We start from the raw sequence: 21,483 nt of genomic DNA, 5'->3' as shown, positions 1-21,483 counted from the left end.
GGCTCTTATAGATATTCTTAATCAGAAAAATCTACTTAATTGCTATTATTTATAGAAGATTTGTCATTGTTGATAGCTTCTGAGCTTTCCTCTAAAGATGCTTGAGTTTCTATTTCTGGAGTTGAGGTCTGAATTTTTTCTTCCTTAGTATCCTTTGTAGTTGCTTCGTCATTAGCGGTTTCAATTACAGATTCCTTCGCTTGGATAGGAGCTTTTTCTGCTACCGCTTCCACGTTTTGCAGATTATCTTGTTTCTCAACTTTTGCAGTAATGACGGAATCCGAATTATCTATAACCTTTGGTGCTTCAGTAGTTACTTTCTCTTCGGTATTTTGAGGAGATTGTTTTTCTACAGGAGTTTCTACAGTGATACTTTCAGTATCTGTAGCTACTTTAGTGCTTTCAACCGCTTTTGGGCTTTCGATAGTGTTGTTAGATGTTTCTTCCGTTTTAACATTAGTGGCTTTTTCAGAAATTGCAGTATCCGTTGTAACCATATCCTTCTTTGTTACTTCCTTAGTTGCTGCAGTTGGCATTGATTCCGCATCAGTAGTTGCTGTATCAGTTTTATCTTTTATGACTACAGTTTCTTGTATTTTTCTCGAGGCAGGGCGAGCCGTCTCATTTTTTTGAGCTTGATCTGCTTGTTCTGAACTTTGTTCAAGATTAGTATTGGAAATCTCAACATCCTGAGGTGTTGTTTCAATCAATGTTTCTTTTGCAACTCTAGGACGACCTTTACGTACGGCCCTTTCACGAACTTCATCCCCTACTTTTACTTCAATAATCTCTTCGCCTTTATCGTTAGTAACTATCGGCGCTTCAACTTTGCGGTTATTACGACGATTATTGCGTTGACGTGGCGCTCTCTCTTCTTGCTCCGTAACTTCAGGTTTATGATCCTCAGGCGCTTTTACTTGAGGTTCTTGAGGCTTACGAGCTTGGCGAGATCTATCACGACGATCTTGAGTTTCTTGATCCGCTGGTGCATTTTTCTGTTGCTGAGCTTGTTCATGATGCTGTTTTTGAGTATTGCGAACTTCCCGTTCTTGAGGATTGTTTCTCTCTTTAGTATGAACGTCTTTTTGTTGACTCTCCGCAGTATTGTTCTCTTGACGTTGATTGCGACGCTGATTTTGCTGAGGGCGTTCATCGCGGTTTTGATTATTATTACGACGGTTATTTTGACGTTGATTATTTGGAGTTTCTGCAGGAGCTTGTGTATTGGCCGGCTGGTTGAATCCAACACCATTATCCACTTCACGTTCTACTGTTTCCACAGTGTTACGACTAGGGTGGTTATGACGTTGGTTGCGCTGACGTTGGCTGTTGCGTTGTTGACGTTGTTGATTGCCATTTTTTTGGCGATTGTTTTGACGATTTTGATTTCTATTATTGCTGTTGTTTCTTTTTTGAGAATCCTTGTTTTCTGATTCTTCATTATTGAAAAGATTCTTCACAAAAGAGATTACAGAAGTGAAAAAGTTCGGTTTTGTTTCTGAAGCTACTTCTTTTTTAGCTTCCACTTTTGGTGGGGGTGCCATTGGTGAAATTCCTGAAACAACAGGCTTTTCCATCAATTTTTTATTTTGAATAACAGCCTGATTACGAATATCATCAATCGTGAGTTCTTCTTTAATGATGTGGTTTTCGCTATCTGAACCTGTTTCTTCATCATTCACGCGATAACGTGTAATTTTGAAGTGTGGAGTTTCGAAGTTAGAGTCTGGAATGACGATGACACGAACTTTTAAGCGGCTTTCGATATCTTCAACATCAGCACGCTTTTCATTCAGAAGGTAAACGGCAACGTTCACAGGAACTTGGATGACAAGCTCAGATGTGCGTTCTTTTAGGCATTCTTCTTCAATGATGCGTAAAATTCCAAGCGCTAGAGATTTCGTATCTCTGATGGTGCCTTGTCCTTCACATCTTGGGCAGACGATATGAGATGTTTCATCTAATGATGGGCGAAGACGTTGACGAGACATCTCTAAAAGACCAAAGCGGGAGATTTGTCCCACTTGAATACGTGCGCGATCCGGTGCTAAGGCATCATGAAGCGCAGATTCTACTTTGCGTTGGTTTTTGCTATCGAGCATATCGATAAAGTCGATCACAATTAATCCACCAAGGTCGCGAAGTTTTAATTGGCGCGCGATCTCTTCGGCAGCTTCAATATTCGTATTGAGAGCAGTATCTTCAATATCAGCGCCTTTTGTTGAACGACCTGAGTTAATATCAATCGATACTAGTGCTTCTGTATGGTCAAACACAAGTGCGCCGCCGGAAGGAAGACGAACATTGCGCTCATACGCTGTCTGAATTTGTGATTCTACTTGGAATCTTGTGAAGAGTGGAATTTGATCTTCGTAGAGTTTAATCTTATCGCCAATTTGCGGCATGATGTTGTTGATGAAAACTTCAGCTTCTTTAAAGACTGTTTCATCATCAATTAAAATTTCGCCAATATCACTACGATAATAATCACGAAGTGCGCGGATAATGATATTGCTCTCTTGGAAAATTAAGAGTGGTGCAGGGCGTTTTCCGGCATCTAAGATTGCTTCCCAAAGCATTACAAGATAATCCAGATCCCACTGTAGTTCTTCTGCAGTTCTGCCCATGCCAGCAGTACGAACAATAATACCCATATCTTCAGGAACGACTAAAGCTGCCATTGCATCACGAATTTCCGCACGGTTTTTACCAGAAATACGACGAGATACACCGCCTGCTCGTGGGTTATTTGGCATCAATACTAAATATCTACCCGCAAGAGAGATGAATGTAGTAAGTGCTGCGCCTTTGTTCCCGCGTTCTTCACGTTCAACTTGAACAATGAGTTCAAGACCTTCTTCCAATTGATCTTTGATCGCAATGGAGTGGTCTGTAGGATTTAGAAAATAATCTCTAGAAATTTCTTTGAAAGGTAAAAACCCGTGACGTTCTGAACCATAATCTACAAAGCAGGCTTCTAGGGATGGTTCTATGCGGGTAATTTTTCCTTTATAGATATTTGCTTTTTTCTGTTTTGTAGCGACATTTTCAATGTCTAAATCATATAAATGTTGTCCATCGACAAGCGCAACTCGCATTTCTTCTTGCTGAGTCGCATTAATTAACATCCGCTTCATTGTTTCTCCGATAGAGAAATAGAGATGATTAGTCAGGTTGTTTCATAGAATTTTTTATTAAATATTTCTTATCAAATATTGCTATTAAATACTTCTATCAAATACAAGGGCTTGAAGATCTCTATTGCTCAAAATTATTATTTATTATTTTAAATACAGACATAGCCCAAGAGACATAGGTCCGGTGGGCTAGATCAAGCTTACGTTTTAATTAAAAAATTATTAAATTACCATAGACGATCTAGTTGCCTGCCGATCGAGCAGTCTGTGCCGCTGTGATAATTTGACGATTTCGCTTAATGAGATCTTCGTTTTTTGTAAAGCTAATAGATTTATTTGCCATCTGTTCAGCAGCTGCATAATTCTTTTGATGTAAACGAATTTGCGCTAAGTCGTACCAGATACTCGCATTTCTAGGTTCTAAGCGTACGGCTCTTTCTAAAGAGCTTGCAGCTTTATCTAGGCGGTTTTCTTGTACGGCTTTACGAGCATCATCAAGTAGAACTTTCACAGCATTCCCGCCAGCTGCCGGAGCTGGAGTTGTTGGCGCTTGTGCTACAGGAGCAGTGGGTGCTTCTGTAGGATATCCTTGCGGTGCTGCATTAGCAGGCGTATTCGGCAATGTATTATTGGTATTTGGCCAAGTATCATTTGCTGAATTTGCAGGGAAAACAGGATTTCCACCATTTGGATTTTGCGGGGTTTGATTTCCTAAAAATCCAACCTCATTACTTTGAGGCGATTGAGGAGATGGCATATCTTGTAATGCGTATGCTGTTGCAGAACCATCCGTTGAGAAGGCTGGTTGAGGCTGGCCATCAACAGGACGTACACGAGCACCTTGCGGAGCCGTACTAGCACAGGCTGTTAAGACTAAAAGGCTTATTAAAAAAATGGTATTTTTTTTCACGAAAATATCCTTAAACAAATTCTGTTGCACAGCGATGATTCGCTATGCATAAATAGAAGCTCTAATTTATCACAGATTAATTCAGTAATACAGAGAGAGTTATTTCTCTATTTAATCAAAAATAAAAGTTGGAGATTCTGGTAAGTAGTAACACTCGCTAAAATAAGTAGGTTGATAACCTCTGATAAAAGGAAGTGATCGAATAACTGTATCTGCACATTTATGCTCTGGTGGTAATAACCCCGTAGAGAGATCTACAGATACATCAATAATATCGCTTGGCTTTTCTGTTGAAATACCCTCTAACGGAAGGTGTTTCATTGCATTAGCCCAAAGAGGAAGCGCGCCTCTTGTGCCTGTTAATCTGTTGATTGGCTTGTTGTCATCACGACCTACCCAAGTAACAGCTGTATAGTTTCCTGTAAAACCGGCAAACCAACTATCTCGATAATCATTAGTGGTTCCTGTTTTAGCAGCAACTCTGATATTGCCGATAGAATTACGAACAGCACCAGCAGTTCCTTGATTAACAACATCGATCATCGCTTGAGTGATCAGATAATTAGGACCAGGTTCTACTGCTTGAATCGGGTCTACTTCTGCTTGAGCTAATAATTGGCTATCACTATCTGTCACTTCTCTAATTGCTCTGAGCGGTGTGTAATATCCTGCGTTAGCAATCGTAGAGTAGATTTGAGCAACTTCAATGGGAGGAAGGTCTACTGATCCTAGTAAAGATGCCGGCACTGCGGGAAGATTATACTTGATCGGGTTCACTCCTAAACGATAGAGCGTATCAATAACATTTTCTAATCCAATGTCCATACCCACACGAATAACTGGAAGGTTATAAGATTTCGCTAGAGCGGTAATGAGTGGTACCCAACCATGGAGTCTTCTATCATAGTTGTTAGGCTCCCATTTTTTTCCACCAATGGGGAGGCTTACTTTTGTAGCATCATCTAAAGGTGTCGCGAGTGAATAACGGCTCGGTTCTTCTAACGCTCTTAGATAGACAAAAGGTTTCACTAATGAGCCGATCGGGCGATTTGTATTTAATGCTCGATTAAATCCTGCTTGACGAACATCTCTATCGCCGACAATGGCGGCAATTTCGCCGGTATTGTTTTTAGCAATCACGATAGCACCTTGCAGAACAGGTTCTTGCATGCCTCGATCTTTTTCAATTTGTGCAAGAGAATCTACGATCGATTTTTCAGCATAATCTTGGGCAATAGGATCGAGGGTTGTAAAGATGCGAAGGCCTCCTGAATTGAGTTGCTCAGGACTATATTGGGTTTTGAGTTGACGATGTACAAGCTCGATAAATGCCGGGAATTTTGTATTTGCCGGCGGTGGATTTTCAAGAATTTGCAGAGGCTCTGCTTTCACGATTTCAGCATCTATTTCATCCAATAAGTTTTGATCGACTAATACATCAATAATTAAATTGCGGCGCTGAATAGCAATCTCAGGGTTTTTACGAGGGTTATAACGACTCGGACTTGGAATAACTGCAACAAGTGTTGCAATCTCGCCGATAGAGAGTTCGTTTACAGGCTTACCAAAGAAGAATTCACTCGCTAAACCAAAACCATGAATAGCACGGTCCCCATCTTGTGAAAGATAGATCTCATTAATATAAGCTTCGAGAACCTCATCTTTATCAAAACGCCAGTCGAGTACGATGGAGTAGAACATCTCTTGAATTTTACGAGTAATGGTTTTATCAGGTGTTAAGAAGTAGTTCTTTGCAAGTTGCTGTGTCAACGTGGAACCACCTTGAACATTTCGGCCTGCTTTGAAGTTTGTGATGATTGCTCGTAAGATCCCTTTTGGGTTGATACCAAAATGCTGATAGTAAGCACGATCTTCCATTGCAAGAAGCGTATCAATCAGCATCGGTGGAATTTCTTCTCGTTTAAGAAGGATTCGATCTTCATTATGCGTGGGATAGATAGATGCAATCAGTAGAGGTTCAATACGAGCTAGAGAGATTTCTTCGTGAGTGGAGCGATCTGTGATTTTTGTGATCTCATTTTTATTGAACACAATCTCGATTGTTTGAGATTCCTCAGTGCCATCACTGTAAGTAAAAGGACGAGTATGAACTGTAATCGTATTATTGGCAGTATCAAAATGGTAGGTTCCAGGCTGATTTGCAGATGTTGTTGGGCGATAGATAATCCAATCAAGTTCTTGAATCATGTCAGCTGGCTTGAGCTTTTGACCAACAAATAGCTCTAAAGGTCTTGCATATACTCGTGCCGGCAATGCCCATTGACGATTGGTAAATTCAGGCGTGACTTCATGATCTGCTTTAATAAGAAAGTAGCCAAAAATAGGGAGTGAGATCAGTCCAACAATAATGATGATCGAGATGGTTAAGCGCATGAGATATGCGACCGCTCGATTGATTCTTTCACCCGTAGTGAGATGTTTCTTATTTTTTGTCATAGAAGTCTAGATGCAGTAGATCAAGGAGTGAAGAGTATAAGAAACACCATTTTAAATCAATGTTTTATATCTTCATCAAATGATGAAATAATTCAAATTTGTTAGCGAAAGTACGATTCTTTATCTATACTAGCGCATTATAGTAGATAGTTACTTCAATGAAAAATATAGTTTTCTTTAATTTCATTAGTAGCATTTTTAAAAAGATCGGTATAATCTATAAAATATTATGAGCCTATAACAATATATTGATCTAATTAGAGGTAATATTTAAAGCGATGGCTGAAGAAGGAAGTAGGAAAGGCGAGTCTTGGTTGCAACGACTAGGATTCGATAAACATAAAGATGCAAGCATCGAAGGTTTAATTCAAAATTGTGAAGAAGTCAAAGCACAAGGATTAATCAGCGATGATTCTGCGGAAATGATACGAGCAATTATCAATAGCTCTAATCTAATTGTGCGGGATATTATGATTCCTCGCGCTAAAATGACCACGATTTCAATCGATGATTCCCCTAAAGAGATTGTAGAGCGCATTATTGCTTCCGGGCATTCGCGTTTTCCAGTGCTTTCTGAAAATCATGAAGAGATTATGGGGATTTTAATTTCAAAAGATCTACTCCCTTATATTGGAGAGAAGGCTCTAGATATTAAACCGCTTATTCGCTCTGTGGAATATGTGCCAGAAGGGAAGTTTGTCACAGCGCTGATTAATGATTTTCGGAATAGACGCACTCATATGGCACTTGTAGTCGATGAGTTCGGTTCTGTATCAGGGCTGATTACGATTGAAGATCTTCTAGAGCAAATTGTTGGAGATATTGATGATGAGCATGATCGTGAAGAAGAGCCGAAAGAACTCATTAAGATTGTTGGCGAGAATGTGTATGAGATTAATGCGCTGATTCCGCTAGAAGAATTCAATACCTATTTTGAACGTGATTTTGCGGCAGAAGATGTTGAAACGCTCAGCGGTTTAATTATGAAAAATGCCGGAAGTTTACCAGCTGCAGATGATGTGGTGGAAATTGAAGATATGAGTTTTAAAGTGCTTCCATTTACCGGGAATTACTTGCATAGCGTAGAACTTTCTTTTAAAGGTGAGTAAATAATTAACAGATCGCGATATTAGTTTGACAGAATTAAAGTTATCACCTAATATAGCAATCCTTAATTCCTCGATAGCTCAGTTGGTAGTAGCACTTGACTGTTAATCAAGGGGTCCCTGGTTCGAGCCCAGGTCGAGGAGCCAAATTAAGAAGCCTGAATCTGAAAAGATTCGGGCTTTTTGTTTTCTAGGAGTTTTTTATATGAGATATGGAAAACTGGATGATAGAAGTAATGAGTATGATTTGTGAGGTTTTATGATGCATATAACAAATCGTTTTAAATGGATGCAGTTTGCCAAAATCTTTCTCATTGTAATGCTTGTGGGTATCAATATACCGGCATGGAGTGATCAGAGAGAGATTAAGGTTTTGAGGCAGACGCCATCGGCATTAGATCGTGCGATCAGTGATCATCTTTGCATGAGTTTTAAAGTGATGAATCCTTACTATCGTTGTCAGGAGGTATACCTGCCACAAGGATCGTTAACTCAAAAGGAATTGGCGGAGTATGATTTCATCATTACTTCTGAGCAGTTTTTTAATGAACAGCTACGCCGAAATTTCCAGCTAGTTCTTCCACTTTATCATCAGGCTTTTACAGTTGTGACAAGAGATGTGGATCAAAGTGAATTGACAGGAAGGGGGCATCAATTTGGAATGCTAGAAGCAAATGAGCAAAAGGATATGCTTACGAGTATTCTTAAAACACTCAATATCGAGCAAGATAGGCTTCAGGTAAATAGTTACAATGCGGAAGAGCTGATTGATCATTTTTGTGGATATGATGTGAATGTCGCTTTTGTGACCGGTGCGCATCCTAATATGTTGGTTCGGCAATTAAATACACTGTGTGGCGGTGTTCCAATTTCAATAGTGCAGAGTTTACCGAAGAATTTCTTTCAAAAGAATCGTTATTTCTATCAAATTACCATTCCAAAAGAATATTATTGGCGATTACCGGAAGATATTGAAACGCTGAGTTTTCGATATCTTTTGGCGGTAAATAATAGGATCACTACAGAGATGTTAGATGAGCTGATGGATAACTTCATGAAAGAGATGAAATATAATCCCGGCTTTGCCATTACAGAATCATCGATTTTGCTGAATTATGAGAATCTCCAAACGCCCCTGCATGATGTGGGGAATGAATTAATTGAAGATTTGCAGGAAACATTTGTGGAGTAATATTAAAGAATTGGAATAGGCGAAAGCCCATAATGGGCGATCACTATTCTCAATCTGCTTTAGCTTGTCGCTAAACTAAGGCAGATCAATTCATTCTGATATGAAAGTTTTGAGATTTAGCCTGCAAGAAATTGATTTACAGTTTCTAATACATCGCCGGCAACATTCTCTTTTTCGACATCAAATGTGAGAAGATTTTCTTCACGTCTCAGCCATGTTCTCTGTCTTTTGGCATATTGTCTTGTCGCAATAATCGCAAGCTCAACGGCTTCTTCTAGCGTTGTTTCATCATTGAGATAATTCCAGATTTGACGATAACCCACCGCGCGCATAGAAGGATAATCGAGATTCAGCTCAGGATATTGTTTACGAAGATTGAAAATTTCTTCCACTAATCCTTGCTTGATCATTTTTTGATAGCGATTCTCAATCTGTTGGTTGCGTTTTTTCTCATTATTATTGGCGAGTGCTATTTTGATGAAAGGGTAATCTAAGCCTGATTTTTTCGGAAGTGACCAGAAGTGCGTTAAAGTCTTGCCGGTTTCATGAAATACGCTTAAAGCACGAAGTACTCGCTGAGAATCGTTAGGATTGAGGCGAGCGCCACTTTCAGGATCGACTTTGAGAAGCTCGGCATGTAGTGCGCTTGCGCCTTCTTCATTTAAGCGGTGGGTCAGTGTTTCTAAAACTGCATCGCTCACAGCAGGAATCGGAGAAATCCCTTCAAGCAACGATTGGAAATAGAGAAAAGTTCCGCCGACTAATAAGGGCGTTTTGCCGGCATTAAAGCTCTCTTCAATGGCTGTTAATGCATCTCTTCTAAATTCCGCTGTTGAATAACGCTCTGTAGGATCGCAAATATCAATGAGTTTATGCGGATATTTTTCAAGGGTTTCGGCATCGGGTTTTGCCGTTCCTAAATCCATATGCCGATAAATCATCGCAGAATCGACGGAGATAATTTGTATAGGAAGTTGATCGGCAATCTTCATCGCCATCTCCGTTTTGCCGGTGGCAGTAGGTCCCATTAAACAAATCACTCTCTTATTCATGTAAAATCCTTTATGATAACGACATAAATTTTATTGAAGGATAGTATACCGTAATGAGCCGATATTGGACGAGCCTCGAAGATCTTTATTCTGAAAATTTGCTCGAAAGTAGCACTGAGATTGAAACCGTTGCCAAAGAGTTTCAAATAAAAGTGAGCCCAACCATTCAAGCGCAAATCATGGATGCAAATGATGCCGACAAATTAGCGCTGTTACAGCAATTTGTGCCATCTGCATTGGAAGCGAACATTTTGCCAACGGAGCTTGATGATCCGATTGGAGATCGCAGATTTACACCGGCGCCGGGCGTGGTTCATCGTTATACGGATCGAGCACTTCTGAAAGTAACGCAATTATGTGAAGTATATTGCCGGTTCTGTTTTCGTAAAGAGATGATTGGGCAGAAAGGCGATACGCTTTCGAAATCTGATTTAGCAGAAGCGATGGCATATTTCAAAGCACATACGGAGCTTTGGGAAGTGATTTTAACGGGCGGAGATCCTTTGGTGCTTTCGGCAAGAAGACTTGCGGAAGTGCTAGATGAGTTAGCGCTGATTGATCATATTAAGAGTATTCGCATTCATACAAGAGTGCCGGTGATATCGCCGGAGAAAATTACGCCGGAATTACTCGATGTATTGGAAAAGATTGTCGATCAAGGCAAGGCGATTACGCTTGTGCTTCATGCGAATCATGCGGCAGAGTTTTCATTGCCGGCAAAAGAAGCGTTATTGAAGCTTCGAAAACGGGGCGTTTTACTGATTTCACAATCGGTATTGCTGAAAGGTATTAATGATAACTTGCCGGCATTAACCGCTCTGATGCGCACGTTGATTGAGAATGGCGTAAAGCCATACTATCTGCATCAAATGGATTTGGCGCGTGGAACGAGCCATTTTGTGGTAGAAAATGAACGAGGTGTTGCGCTCGTGAATGAGCTTCGTGAAACTGTTTCCGGCATTTGTGTGCCGAGATTAATTATCGAAATTCCAGAAGGCGAAGGGAAGCGCGTTCTAGCGTAATCTTTATCATTCCATGAAAAAAGCATCCTACAATGTTTGAAGGATGCTTTTTTATTGTCTGAGTTTTGATCTACATTTTTATCTCTGTCTATTTTCTCGATTTATATCTCGAATAAAATTTGATGCGCCGTTTGCGGTAACTTATTCCACGGCCAAAGTAGAGAGAATTTTGTGCCACCATATTGGCGCCAAAGCATTGCTGAGCGAATGCCGGCAAGCAGTAAAGTGCGAATCTCATTAGTAATATGCGGTTGGCTTAATAATGATTGATCGCCACGAACCATAATTCTTGGTGAAAGTGTGCTTAAGGTTTGGCTATAAAGATCAGCAAGGGCAGCGATGATGTTTTCGTGTGTCATGTCAAAATGTTGCAATCGCGTTTTAATGGAGTCTAATCCACTTGCCAAAATGGTGAGAACTTCCGGATTTTGGCTTAAGCTCTTTTCAAGAGAAATGAGCGAGTAGAAGTAGATCTTTGCTGCAGAAGGAATATTTTTTAAGCCTTCTGAAAAGCCTTGTAATCCCGGTTTAATATTATCAATCCCATCATAAACATCTTGAATGTTTTCCGGTGCCATGGTGAAAATGCTATGGATAAGTGGATTGCGTTCATCATTAGGAATAGATCCCACCGTTGCTAAACGGTTTACAAGTATTGCAGATTGTAAAATTGCAGAAAGGGCAATGACCTGATTTCTATCCATATCTATGATCTCGTATTTTGAAGGGGAAGGAAAGATGACAACATCAGTAGAAATCATAACAGACACACTTTTATATGTGCAAATATCTTCAGGTGTTTTATTTCTATGAAGAGAGAAGCCTGTTGGGCAGATTCTACGAGCAAGAATGAAGAATTCAAGCAAACTATTTTTTGTTATTTAGCTGATGAAAAAATGCCACCCATCTTTAAAATATTTCAGATGGATGGCATTTTAGTTTTTTGTAGTATTTATAAGAGTGGTTACATTGATCGAATCGATCGTAAACTCCACTTTTATATCATTCTTTATTGTTGATAAAGAGCTTGAATTTCAGCCTCTTTTGCTTGGATTTCCGCATCACTTTGATAGCTGTTTTCATTAATAATATTTTGAATGAGAGTTTCAACTTCAGTAAGATTTGGAATTAACACATCGCTCTTAAATGCCGGCTCAGTACGTTTTGTTGCTTCTAAAACTGCTCCAGATTTATCTTTAATTTCTATGGTGACATTCATAGAAAGACCAATACGAAGCGGATATTTATCTAGAAGCTGTTGAGATTGATCGTCTAGATCAATTCGCACAGGTAGACGTTGAACGACTTTGATCCAGTTACCTGTTGCATTTTGTGCCGGTAAGAGAGAGAACGCGCTACCTGTGCCCATATCTAAACCGGTTACGGTTCCTTTAAATACAATATCATCACCGTAAAAGTCACTGGTAATCGTTGCAGGTTGGCCAATACGAATATCTTTTAATTGTGTTTCTTTAAAGTTTGCATCAATCCACATTGGTTTTGTTGGAACAATCGCAAGTAATGGTGTTGAAGGACTAACTTCTGAGCCAATTTGAACGCTTCTACGTGCAACATATCCCGTTGATGGCGTACGAATTTCTGTACGAGATAAGGTAATCCAAGCATCTTTTACGGCATTGGCAGCGGCTGTAATGGCAGGTTGTTTAGAAGGATCTGTTTTCAGTAATTGTGCTTCATTGGTGTTGAGGTTCTGCTCAGCTACCGCATATTCTGCGCGTGCTAAATCATAGGCATCTTTTGCATGTTGTAGTGTTTCAAGAGAAATTGCGCCTGTTTGATTAAGCTTTAAACGGTGCTCATAGTCATTTTTTGTTTGTGTAAGATTGACTTGGCTTTCGTTAATTTCAAGTTTATATGCCATATTTTGTTGATAGAGCATTTGTATTTGACGCACGGCTGTTGCAAGGTCTGTTTTAGCAGTTTCGAAAGCAAGTTTTGCATTGGTATCATCTAATTTTACGATGATATCGCCGGCATGAACGAGGTCAGTATTATCGAAATAGACCTCTGTCACATTTCCTGAAGTTTGAGCCATGACGGCAACTTGCATTCCTTGAACGTACGCATCATTGGTAGATTCTTGGAAGCGAAGTACTAGGAACCAATAGAAGAAAGCAGCAACTGCAACTACGATGAAACCAATTGTTGCTAACGTCATGGAGGCTTTTTTACTAAGCTTTGGTTTTTTTGCAGGAGTTGCCGGTGTTGTTGGCGTCGTTGTTGTTGTAGACGCTTGTGCTGCTGGCTGTTCATTCGTTGAAGACGAACTGTTTGGTGTATTCATACGTTATCCTTAAATCTAAATATCACTAAAACTAAAGATGGAAATTGAAAGATTAAAATAGGGGGTTATTGTGCTGAAGCTGTTTTTGATGGCTTGGCAAACCAAACAAGGACAATCAGTGCTAAGAAGATCCAGGCCGAGAGCCAGAAGATATCATTGGCGGACATAATGAGAGATTGCGCCGTAATCTGTTCATTGATGACCGATGAGATCTCTATTTGGCTAAGTCCTTGGCTTTCAATGGTGTTATAAAAAAGCTCCACATCTGGATTGTAGCTATCAATATTTTCAGTTAATTGACTATGATGCACAATGGATCGATTGCTCCACATAGAGGTGGTAATAGAAGTTCCAATAGATCCTGCAAGTGTTCGCAGGAAGTTCTGCAAACTCGTTGCGGAAGCGAGTTTGTTTGCCGGGATATCCTGTAATCCCATAGTTGTTAATGGCATTAAGAAGAATACAAGGGCTATTCCTTGAACAAGCTGAGGCCAAATTACGGCAGAAATTGGAACTCCCGGAATAAAAGTATAAGCACGCCAGAAGAAGCAGACCGCATAGATGATAAAGCTAAATGAAACAAGCAACCTAAGATCATATTTATTACTGAGTTTGGCGACAGAAGTTGCGAGTAATACCGGCAAAATTCCAATAGGTGCTAAGGCAATCCCTGCCCAAAGTGCGGTATAACCATAAACTGTTTGCAGTAATTGCGGGATTAATACGATTGCGCCGAAATAGATAAGGTAGCCTAAACTGATCGAGATTGTACTAATGGAGTAATTGAGGGATTTGAAGAGAGACATATCCACGATCGGATTTTTATCGTAAATCTGCCAAATAATAAAGTAAATGAGAGAAACAACAGAAACGATTGTTAAAATACGAATTTCAATAGATCCCCACCAACCAAGTTGTTGTCCTTGATCGAGTAATACTTGTAACGATCCAACACCTAGAATTAATAATGCAAAGGCAATATAGCTAAATGGATACGCTTCAGGTTTTGTTTCTAAACGTTTTAACAGCGGTGCGCCCACAATTACAACAAAAATACCCAGCGGAATATTAATGTAGAAAATCCACTGCCAGCTATAGTTATCACTGATATATCCCCCTAAAATAGGGCCTACTACTGGTGCGAGAATGACCGTCATTCCCCAGAATGCCATCGCTAAGTTTTGATACTTTCGTGGATACGCCAATAAAATGAGGCTTTGGGAGATTGGAATAACAGGGCCGGCAACAGCGCCTTGTAGAACCCTGAAAGTCACAAGCTCTGTAATATTCGTAGACATGCCGGAACAGAATGAGAAGAAGGTAAAGAGAGCTGTTGAAATAATGAGGAGCTTGACTTGCCCAATACGTTTTGCAAAGAAACCAGATGCGGCAATAGCGATCGCATTAGAAACGCCAAATCCAGTAATAACCCATGTGCCTTGATTGGTAGAAATTCCCATATCTCCGGCAATTGTTGGAATGGAAACGTTCGCAATGGTTGTATCTAGGAGCTGCATAAATGTGGCAATCGCTAAAACGATTGTCACTAAGACAAGGGCGGGGGTTGAATAGACTTTATCAGAATCCACGGAATTCCTTTCTTCTTAAGAAATGTAATAGATATGGAGGAATATCGAAAAAAACACAGACAGTATATATATCATTACATAGATATGCATTAATTTACATTTATAGCTAAATGTTAATAATATATTGTTGTTTCAACTACTCTTTTATTTAGTAAGAATTTTATAGAATAAATGTGACTGAAAGAATTTAGTAAAAACAGGAAAGTTGATATTAAATTTGAGAGAAATGAATAACAGTCTTCTGCGGTTATAAACGAGTATCTATTCTCGCCATAATTCCCGCCAAGCCAAATCCAAGACAACAAAAAGCCCGCTGTTTAGCGGGCTATTCGTTTCGATTAATGTGCAAAAATTTTTGGAATATTTTTGAAATATGTATATCGATCCATAAAGGCTGTATTTTATTGAATTTTGATGATTTCTATTAATCTATGTTTAATAAAACGTTGAACTGCTACGTTGTCATTTAAGATATTGAGTTTAGGAGCGAGTTCTCTTAGGTATTTCTCAATAAATTTTTTTTGTGATGTGTCACTATCGAGCTCAAGATATATTAAATCTGTTTTTGTTATTGATATAGAAATATCTTTTTTTTGCAGTAAAGTAATAAAAGAATATAAAGATCTAGGAATATTTTCTTGAATGGTAGTGGTGTAACCAGGAATAATGGGGAGTATTTCTTTTCCTCCTGCGCTAAAAAAGTCTCGATTAATAACTATCCCATGTACTGAAATTCCCCATGCAGTAACTCTGTTATACTTTCCGGGACGGTCGAGTAGCTCAGGAAAGAAAATATAAGAATATAGATTTAAGCGTTGAAGTTCTTCTTCGCTCAATGATTTTTTCCCAATTTTAATACTATTTATAGAATTAACGACTACATCATCATCTTCAGATAATGTGATCCACCAGGGGGATTCATTGTTACGAATTGCCTTCTCTTTCATCCATGTCAATATTTTATCTACTTGGATTCCCTCAGGGCTATATATTATGTTTTCAATACTTCCGACTTGATTTTTATTATTACCAAACATTCTATTTTTTGCGGGTAAGTTAACTTTTAATCTAAATCTTGGGGAGTGTGTTACAACGGCATCTTCAACACAATTAAAGTAGTCATCAAAAGCAACAAGTTGCTGGTCACTAATCCAATAAAGCAGATATATTTTTTCAAGTCCTTTTTTGAAAGTTGAGCCAAAAACGCTATTGCCATTAAAGGTATTGCCTGTTATTGCTCCTTTTAGCTCTATTCCAATATTTGTGTCTTTGATTAAAACGTCGGGAAAGCTATGGCTGTTTTTTTCATATATGATTAAATCTTCAGAAAAATTTGATTGAGAAAAGGCTTTCTTTAAACAATCTACCAAAAATTGTTCGTTAGAAGATGAGTGGGAGCGAGAGTATCGAACGTTATTGTGTAATAGTTCATTCTTTGCTATTTTGCATGTATCTTCGAGGATTTTATTAATGTTAATCATGGGCTTGAGAGTATAGTTGCTTAATAAATGAGCGCGACAGAATCGGAATAAATTACTACTATTAATCTTGTATAGAACTTTAATCTTAATTTATCAGTATATAGGAAGTTGAATTGAAATCGTTGGGTGAAAGCAAGAAATTAACATTATCTTCACTATTCTCAGGGTGTGGAGGAATGGATTTAGGGTTTGAGGGTGGATTTACCTACTTGAATAAAGATTACCAATCTACAGGTATTGAAACTATTTCGGCATGTGATATTAATCCATATGCTAAGTCAGCATGGGAAGAGTATTTTGAAAATAATCAGGCTTATAAATTAGAAAGCATTGTTGACATTGTCATGGATATGCAAAAGGGAGTAAGACCGGTTGAGTATGCAGATATAGTTACTGGGGGCTTCCCTTGTAATGACTTTAGTGTGGCAGGATATCGAAAGGGTTTTACATCGCATAAAAATCATCATGGTGTAGTGGAGGAAGAGATTCCTTCATTAGAAACAAGGGGAATGCTGTACTATTGGATGCGGGAATATATAGGATTGGTGCAGCCTAAAATATTTTATGCAGAGAATGTTGAGGGATTAGTTTCTCTTGAGTCTGCATTTGATACTATCTGTAAGGATTTTCAAAGTTTTGCTGAAGTTGAGTATCATCTAGAACCTGTACAAGTATTAAATGCCGCTCATTATGGTGTTCCTCAAAATAGACGTAGAGTAATTTTTATTGGTTTGAAAAAATCAGCCTTACGAAAAAATATTATTAAACATATAGATGAATATGGGTGTTTACCTACAGAGCTATGTTTATATCCGCAATATTTATTTAATGAAGAAGAATTTTTATCTGCCCACGATGTATTGAAAGATCTTCCCGAGCCAAATTTGAGTCAGGACTTGTCTCAACAGCATTATTCAAAGGCTAAGTTTCTTAATAAAAGACTTCAAGGGCAGTCGGAAATTTCAGCTTTTAAACCAGCTCCTACTATAAGAGCTGAGCATCATGGAAATATTGAGTTTAGACGGTTAAGTCGTGAAAATAATGGACAGTTTATAAAAGAGCTAGATTCAGGAATGATAGAAAGAAGGTTGACCGTTAGGGAGTGTGCTAGATTGCAATCTTTTCCTGATGAATACCAGTTTGTAATACCAAGAAAAGTTTCTGCTTCTCAAGCTTATAGAATGATTGGTAATGCTGTGCCTCCTGTGATGGCAAACGCATTAGCTAATCGATTAATAGAAGTCTGGGATGATATTTTTCAAGATTAAAAAAGTTAAAACACCTTAAAAAAGGTGTTTTTTCTTACCCCCCCCCAGAGGATCGGCTATTTCTGTCGGTGCGATAATATTTCGATATTGTTTTATGGTTTCTTTCAATATTTTTATTGTATCTAAGTTTTGATGAATGTCCGTCTTGAATTTGGCCTGCTCGTATTTTTAATCCATTTTAGAACTTCTAATTTTTTTGATTCTGAAATCTCTTTATAAATGTAGGTAATGCGAATACGAGCTTAGAATTTCATTCCTTTTTTCGTTATGCTTTCCATATTGTAATTTCTCTATGTTTTTTTCTTCACCCAGCAATAGTCGGTATCTGATTCGAGTCAGTTGGAACAAAATCTGGAGCAGCTAAAATCCAAGACAACAAAAAGCCCGCTGTTTAGCGGGCTCTTCGTTTCGATTAATGGTGCCTAGGGCCGGAATCGAACCGGCACGACCGTAAAGGGTCGGCAGATTTTAAGTCTGCTGCGTCTACCAATTTCGCCACCCAGGCATTCGGTGTGTTGCTTAGTAGATGTAGAATATTACACATGTTGATTTGGAAATGCAACATGTGTTTAAAAATGATGCAGACTTTTTTGTGAATTAAATCTTCCTGATATGAGGTATGAAAAATCATGCTAGGATTAATATTTATTATTGAATAAGTTAAGGGGAAATGTGCTCGATGAAAAAAGATTTCAATTTTGAACAGATCATTAACTTTCGTGATCTCGCTGGATTAAAAACTCAGGATAATTTAACTGTCAAAGGCAATAAAATATACAGAAGTGCACTATTAGACTTTGCAACGGCAAGGGATTTGGATACTTTACAGTCAATTTCTCCAGATATTGTGGTTGATTTTCGAGTGGAAGGAGAAAAACAGGGCGAGTTTGCAGAGATGGTTTTAACATCTCTTAATTATCGAGCGGAACCCATTTCTGTCGGCAATTTTTTTGATGACAATCAGAAGCTCGCTTTGGAAACCTTAAAATCAGAGAATATAGACGATCTTTTTATTCGGATGTATAAGGAATTCCCGAAGGAAGGTAAAAATCAATTTAAGACCGTTTTTGATGTCTTACAGAATAATCAAAAAGTGATTTACCATTGTAGCGCCGGTAAAGATCGAACAGGTGTGATGAGTTATCTGATTCTTTCGGCATTGGGCGTGCATTATGACGATATTATGGAGAACTATTTAGAGTCGAATCTATATGCCGATGCACTCCATCAACTGTTTGTAGAAAATCGTCAGGGGTGTAGAGCAGATGCGAAAGAGGCGATGAAACTGATGGATACCTTCCAACAAATTCGTTTTGTGGATGCGCGTTATTTAGATTCATTGAATACGGTATTGAACGAACAATATAACGGTGTCATTCCTTATATCGAACAAGAACTCGGTGTGAATATTCCTTATTTAAAACAGACGTTATTACAGTAATCTCAACAATATTTTTGTAATACTTCTTCTTGTAATGCTGTTTAGATATATATTTTTTAAACGGCAAAAAAGTATCAGTAAAAAAGCCAATGATCAAGAGCAATCATTGGCTTTTTTGTGACTTTCACAATCGTGATTCAACGATTGCTAAATCTATTGAAGCGCCCAATAGAGCAGAGCAGTGATAGGAATCAAGATAATGATTCCGCATATCAGTCTTTGACTCACAGAGCTTAAAAATAGGCTTCTAGGTTGTTTCATATTTCTTGTTACTATCACTATTTAGCAAAAAGGAGATAAAAGGTAATCGCAATGATTGCTGCTAGAAGGCAAAGACCAATAATAGGATGATCATTGTTAATAGATTCGGCAGTTTTCGTATGTGCCGAAGATTTTGCTCTATTGCCGGTAATCATTGGTTTAATGAGGTTTTGGCGTTTAGCAACAAGGTACGCAAATACGGCAAACACATGAAGCCCAATTAGCCAAAGAAGTACCGCTCTGCCGTTGCTATGAATAGTGATCATGATATTTCGTGTTTTTTTAGATATTGTGTCAGCTAATGGTGCACTTTTCCAAGCCCATGAGTTATCTTCTAAAAATAATCCGCTAATGACTTGTATCAATAATATTAGAATGAGTGCAATAACCATCAGAGCACCAAGAGGGTTGTGACCTTCTGTAGGCGTTATTGAGTTTTTTAGATAGGTGCAAATATGAGAAGGACCTTTCATAAAATTAGTAAAGCGTGCCGTTGTAGATCCTATAACTCCCCAAATAATGCGAAAAACTAAAAGTGCTAAAATTAGTGTTCCCGCGTATTGATGAATTTGTAGAGCGGAGACATTGGATGTTGTTAGTGGTAAGTCGTATCTAGTCGATAGATCATAAGATGTATATATACAGGTTATCATTGCAAGCACTAAAGCCCAGTGGAATACCCTTATTGGTAAATCCCATACTTTAATCATTTTATCTCCTTTACCGCTATATGAATGTTGAGGATTTTGGGAATGTGATATTAATTTGGTGGTCTGAAGTTAATTTCAAAGCCTTCTCCTGCTAAAAACTTACGAACGAGAGGATCATCTGGCATGGGGATTTTATCGGCACTCATGACGGCCACAAAAGCGCTATTATCGAATTCTTCATTGCCACTACTTCTAACGATAACAGGAATGCCGGTTATTGTTCCATCCTCCAGTACTGTAAAAGAAATGGTGGTTACAAGACCATAGCTTCCTGAAGGGTTTGACCAAAATGCATATATATAATCCTCTACGGATGTAGAGTATTCATTCGTAAGAGCTTGTTTAATTCGTGATTCTTCTTCTGCTTTTTTTGCTTCAGCCGCTTTTCGATCCGCTTCTTTTTTCTCAGTTGCTAAGCGTTCTTTTTCGAGGCGCTCTTTTTCAAGACGTTCTTTTTCTAAGCGTTCCTGTTTTGCTTTTTCTTGTGCCACTTTTGCTTCTTCAGCTTTTTTAGCTTCACTTGCTTTTCGAGCAGTTTCAGCCTTTTCTTGCGCGATTTTTTCTTCTGCTAATTTTTGCTGTGCGAGCTTTTCAGCAGCCTGTTTCTCGGCACGTGCTTTTTCTGATGCAATACGCTCTGCTTCTCTTTTTTGAGCAGCAGCTTTTTCGGCAGCAATGCGTTCTTGTTCCGCTTTTTCTCTTGCTCTTTTTTCTTGTGCCGCCTTTTCTTTCGCACGTCTTTCGGCTTCTACACGTTCTCTTTCTGCTTTCTCACGAGCCGCTTTTTCAGTGGCAATACGCTGTTCTTCACGTCTTTTTTCTTCGGCTATGCGATTGAGTTCATTTTCAACGGCTTTGGTATCCACTCTTTCTGATTTTGCAATATTGTTTTTATCACTAATTTTGCCGAGATCTTTGCTAGATGATTGTTGTATTTTTTGATAAGACGAAATCGAAAAATACCCAATCGCAATAATGACGATAATGGTCATGATCGTAGAAATGATGTTAATAATTTTATCTTGAGTATTTCGATTCATGTTTATGGATTTCCTCATTGAACGAGAAAGTTGTGAAGATGATTCAAAGGTTTATTCAAAAGGAATCGTCATCAGTTGCACATTTTGCTCAGTAATACTTTGTAGTAAACTCATCGCATCAACAATACGGCCATAAGGCGCTTTTTGATCGCCTTTTACAAGGGCTTGCATATTGCTATTTTCTTCAAATAGAGTGCTGGCAAGTTGTAAAATTTCATCTTCAGAAAGCGCAATATTAGGATTATCTGCAAGGTTAAAGAAGAAGCTACCGGTAGCATCAACAGAAATAACCATCATGGCATCGCCATCAATCGCAACAGCTTGGCTACTATCCATTTGTGGCGGATCAACATCGATTCCTACAGAAATTGTCGTTGCTGTCACCATAAAGATCGTCAAAAGAACGAACATTACATCCACGTAGGGAACAATGTTCATTTCAGAATTTAGTTTATTAACGCGTTTACGTCGTCTCATAATATTGATTCCATCTTTATCACGGAGAAAAGGGC

16 protein-coding genes and 2 tRNA genes are annotated in these 21,483 nt (G+C 38.6%); 6 read left to right on the top strand and 12 right to left on the bottom strand.

Translation table 11 applies throughout. From position 1 onward, the window contains the following. Positions 1-35 precede the first annotated feature (35 nt). The 3 genes from ACYSN2_RS04075 to mrcB all read right to left on the bottom strand — a co-directional run bounded on the left by ACYSN2_RS04075 (position 36) and on the right by mrcB (position 6,504). Positions 36-3,137, bottom strand: a complete 3,102-nt coding sequence (locus ACYSN2_RS04075) for an Rne/Rng family ribonuclease (protein ID WP_461748981.1) — start codon at positions 3,135-3,137, stop codon at positions 36-38. Between the two features lie 241 nt (positions 3,138-3,378). Next, positions 3,379-4,047, bottom strand: a complete 669-nt coding sequence (locus ACYSN2_RS04070; protein ID WP_461748980.1) for a tetratricopeptide repeat protein — start codon at positions 4,045-4,047, stop codon at positions 3,379-3,381. Between the two features lie 111 nt (positions 4,048-4,158). Further along, a complete protein-coding gene (mrcB, locus tag ACYSN2_RS04065; protein ID WP_461748979.1) occupies positions 4,159-6,504 on the bottom strand; it encodes a penicillin-binding protein 1B in 2,346 nt (781 codons plus the stop codon). Positions 6,505-6,782: 278 nt separating this feature from the next. Between mrcB and ACYSN2_RS04060 the strand changes: the two genes are divergently transcribed. The 3 genes from ACYSN2_RS04060 to ACYSN2_RS04050 all read left to right on the top strand — a co-directional run bounded on the left by ACYSN2_RS04060 (position 6,783) and on the right by ACYSN2_RS04050 (position 8,802). Next, positions 6,783-7,613, top strand: a complete 831-nt coding sequence (locus tag ACYSN2_RS04060) for a transporter associated domain-containing protein (RefSeq protein WP_461748978.1) — start codon at positions 6,783-6,785, stop codon at positions 7,611-7,613. 67 nt (positions 7,614-7,680) lie between these two features. Beyond that, positions 7,681-7,757 (top strand) — tRNA-Asn (locus ACYSN2_RS04055). Between the two features lie 112 nt (positions 7,758-7,869). Continuing rightward, entirely contained in the window at positions 7,870-8,802 is a 933-nt protein-coding gene (locus ACYSN2_RS04050) for a TAXI family TRAP transporter solute-binding subunit (RefSeq protein ID WP_461748977.1), read from the top strand. 116 nt (positions 8,803-8,918) lie between these two features. Here ACYSN2_RS04050 and miaA read toward each other — a convergent pair whose 3' ends face one another. Next, a complete protein-coding gene (gene miaA, locus ACYSN2_RS04045) occupies positions 8,919-9,854 on the bottom strand; it encodes a tRNA (adenosine(37)-N6)-dimethylallyltransferase MiaA (protein ID WP_461748976.1) in 936 nt (311 codons plus the stop codon). A gap of 53 nt (positions 9,855-9,907) precedes the next feature. Here miaA and ACYSN2_RS04040 point away from each other — a divergent pair, with 53 nt between their 5' ends. Further along, positions 9,908-10,876 carry a KamA family radical SAM protein gene (locus ACYSN2_RS04040; protein WP_461748975.1) on the top strand — a complete coding sequence of 323 codons (969 nt, stop codon included), beginning with the start codon at positions 9,908-9,910 and terminating at the stop codon, positions 10,874-10,876. 101 nt (positions 10,877-10,977) lie between these two features. Here the strand turns inward: ACYSN2_RS04040 and hflD are convergent, their stop codons facing one another. The 4 genes from hflD to ACYSN2_RS04020 all read right to left on the bottom strand — a co-directional run bounded on the left by hflD (position 10,978) and on the right by ACYSN2_RS04020 (position 16,140). Beyond that, the gene (gene hflD / locus ACYSN2_RS04035; RefSeq protein WP_461748974.1) at positions 10,978-11,580 is read right to left on the bottom strand and encodes a high frequency lysogenization protein HflD; all 603 of its coding nucleotides are present in this window, start codon (positions 11,578-11,580) and stop codon (positions 10,978-10,980) included. 305 nt (positions 11,581-11,885) lie between these two features. After that, positions 11,886-13,181: an HlyD family secretion protein gene (locus ACYSN2_RS04030; protein WP_461748973.1), complete on the bottom strand. Its 1,296-nt coding sequence runs from the start codon at positions 13,179-13,181 to the stop codon at positions 11,886-11,888. A 65-nt stretch (positions 13,182-13,246) separates the two neighbouring features. Continuing rightward, positions 13,247-14,770 (bottom strand): DHA2 family efflux MFS transporter permease subunit, encoded by a 1,524-nt coding sequence (locus tag ACYSN2_RS04025; RefSeq protein WP_461748972.1) that lies wholly within the window; start codon positions 14,768-14,770, stop codon positions 13,247-13,249. A 401-nt stretch (positions 14,771-15,171) separates the two neighbouring features. Beyond that, positions 15,172-16,140: a hypothetical protein gene (locus tag ACYSN2_RS04020; protein WP_461748971.1), complete on the bottom strand. Its 969-nt coding sequence runs from the start codon at positions 16,138-16,140 to the stop codon at positions 15,172-15,174. A 224-nt stretch (positions 16,141-16,364) separates the two neighbouring features. Here ACYSN2_RS04020 and ACYSN2_RS04015 point away from each other — a divergent pair, with 224 nt between their 5' ends. After that, positions 16,365-17,519 (top strand): DNA cytosine methyltransferase, encoded by a 1,155-nt coding sequence (locus ACYSN2_RS04015; RefSeq protein ID WP_461748970.1) that lies wholly within the window; start codon positions 16,365-16,367, stop codon positions 17,517-17,519. Positions 17,520-17,935: 416 nt separating this feature from the next. Here the strand turns inward: ACYSN2_RS04015 and ACYSN2_RS04010 are convergent. After that, positions 17,936-18,024, bottom strand: a tRNA-Leu gene (locus ACYSN2_RS04010). Between the two features lie 174 nt (positions 18,025-18,198). Here ACYSN2_RS04010 and ACYSN2_RS04005 point away from each other — a divergent pair. Then, a complete protein-coding gene (locus ACYSN2_RS04005) occupies positions 18,199-18,960 on the top strand; it encodes a tyrosine-protein phosphatase (RefSeq protein WP_461748969.1) in 762 nt (253 codons plus the stop codon). Positions 18,961-19,238: 278 nt separating this feature from the next. On the opposite strand, the gene ACYSN2_RS04000 is transcribed toward ACYSN2_RS04005, so the two are convergent. From ACYSN2_RS04000 to ACYSN2_RS03990, 3 genes are read right to left on the bottom strand one after another with little or no spacing between them, the layout of a single operon-like run. After that, positions 19,239-19,931 carry a cytochrome b/b6 domain-containing protein gene (locus ACYSN2_RS04000; RefSeq protein WP_461748968.1) on the bottom strand — a complete coding sequence of 231 codons (693 nt, stop codon included), beginning with the start codon at positions 19,929-19,931 and terminating at the stop codon, positions 19,239-19,241. Positions 19,932-19,981: 50 nt separating this feature from the next. Then, a complete protein-coding gene (gene tolA / locus ACYSN2_RS03995) occupies positions 19,982-20,971 on the bottom strand; it encodes a cell envelope integrity protein TolA (RefSeq protein ID WP_461748967.1) in 990 nt (329 codons plus the stop codon). A gap of 51 nt (positions 20,972-21,022) precedes the next feature. Further along, positions 21,023-21,448 (bottom strand): biopolymer transporter ExbD, encoded by a 426-nt coding sequence (locus tag ACYSN2_RS03990; RefSeq protein WP_461748966.1) that lies wholly within the window; start codon positions 21,446-21,448, stop codon positions 21,023-21,025. Positions 21,449-21,483: the final 35 nt, after the last annotated feature.

This window comes from Ignatzschineria sp. LJL83 (assembly GCF_054871845.1).
Note: the sequence above shows the minus strand (reverse complement) of the source record. Positions and strands in the feature narration are given on the sequence as shown.

Bases quoted from the DNA above. Each gene is read 5' to 3' on its own strand.
- ACYSN2_RS04075 (WP_461748981.1), bottom strand. From the start codon at position 3,137: ATGAAGCGGATGTTAATTAATGCGACTCAGCAAGAAGAAATGCGAGTT.
- mrcB (WP_461748979.1), bottom strand. From the start codon at position 6,504: ATGACAAAAAATAAGAAACATCTCACTACGGGTGAAAGAATCAATCGA.
- ACYSN2_RS04060 (WP_461748978.1), top strand. From the start codon at position 6,783: ATGGCTGAAGAAGGAAGTAGGAAAGGCGAGTCTTGGTTGCAACGACTA.
- ACYSN2_RS04050 (WP_461748977.1), top strand. From the start codon at position 7,870: ATGATGCATATAACAAATCGTTTTAAATGGATGCAGTTTGCCAAAATC.
- miaA (WP_461748976.1), bottom strand. From the start codon at position 9,854: ATGAATAAGAGAGTGATTTGTTTAATGGGACCTACTGCCACCGGCAAA.
- ACYSN2_RS04040 (WP_461748975.1), top strand. From the start codon at position 9,908: ATGAGCCGATATTGGACGAGCCTCGAAGATCTTTATTCTGAAAATTTG.
- hflD (WP_461748974.1), bottom strand. From the start codon at position 11,580: ATGGATAGAAATCAGGTCATTGCCCTTTCTGCAATTTTACAATCTGCA.
- ACYSN2_RS04030 (WP_461748973.1), bottom strand. From the start codon at position 13,181: ATGAATACACCAAACAGTTCGTCTTCAACGAATGAACAGCCAGCAGCA.
- ACYSN2_RS04005 (WP_461748969.1), top strand. From the start codon at position 18,199: ATGAAAAAAGATTTCAATTTTGAACAGATCATTAACTTTCGTGATCTC.
- ACYSN2_RS04000 (WP_461748968.1), bottom strand. From the start codon at position 19,931: ATGATTAAAGTATGGGATTTACCAATAAGGGTATTCCACTGGGCTTTA.
- tolA (WP_461748967.1), bottom strand. From the start codon at position 20,971: ATGAATCGAAATACTCAAGATAAAATTATTAACATCATTTCTACGATC.
- ACYSN2_RS03990 (WP_461748966.1), bottom strand. From the start codon at position 21,448: ATGAGACGACGTAAACGCGTTAATAAACTAAATTCTGAAATGAACATT.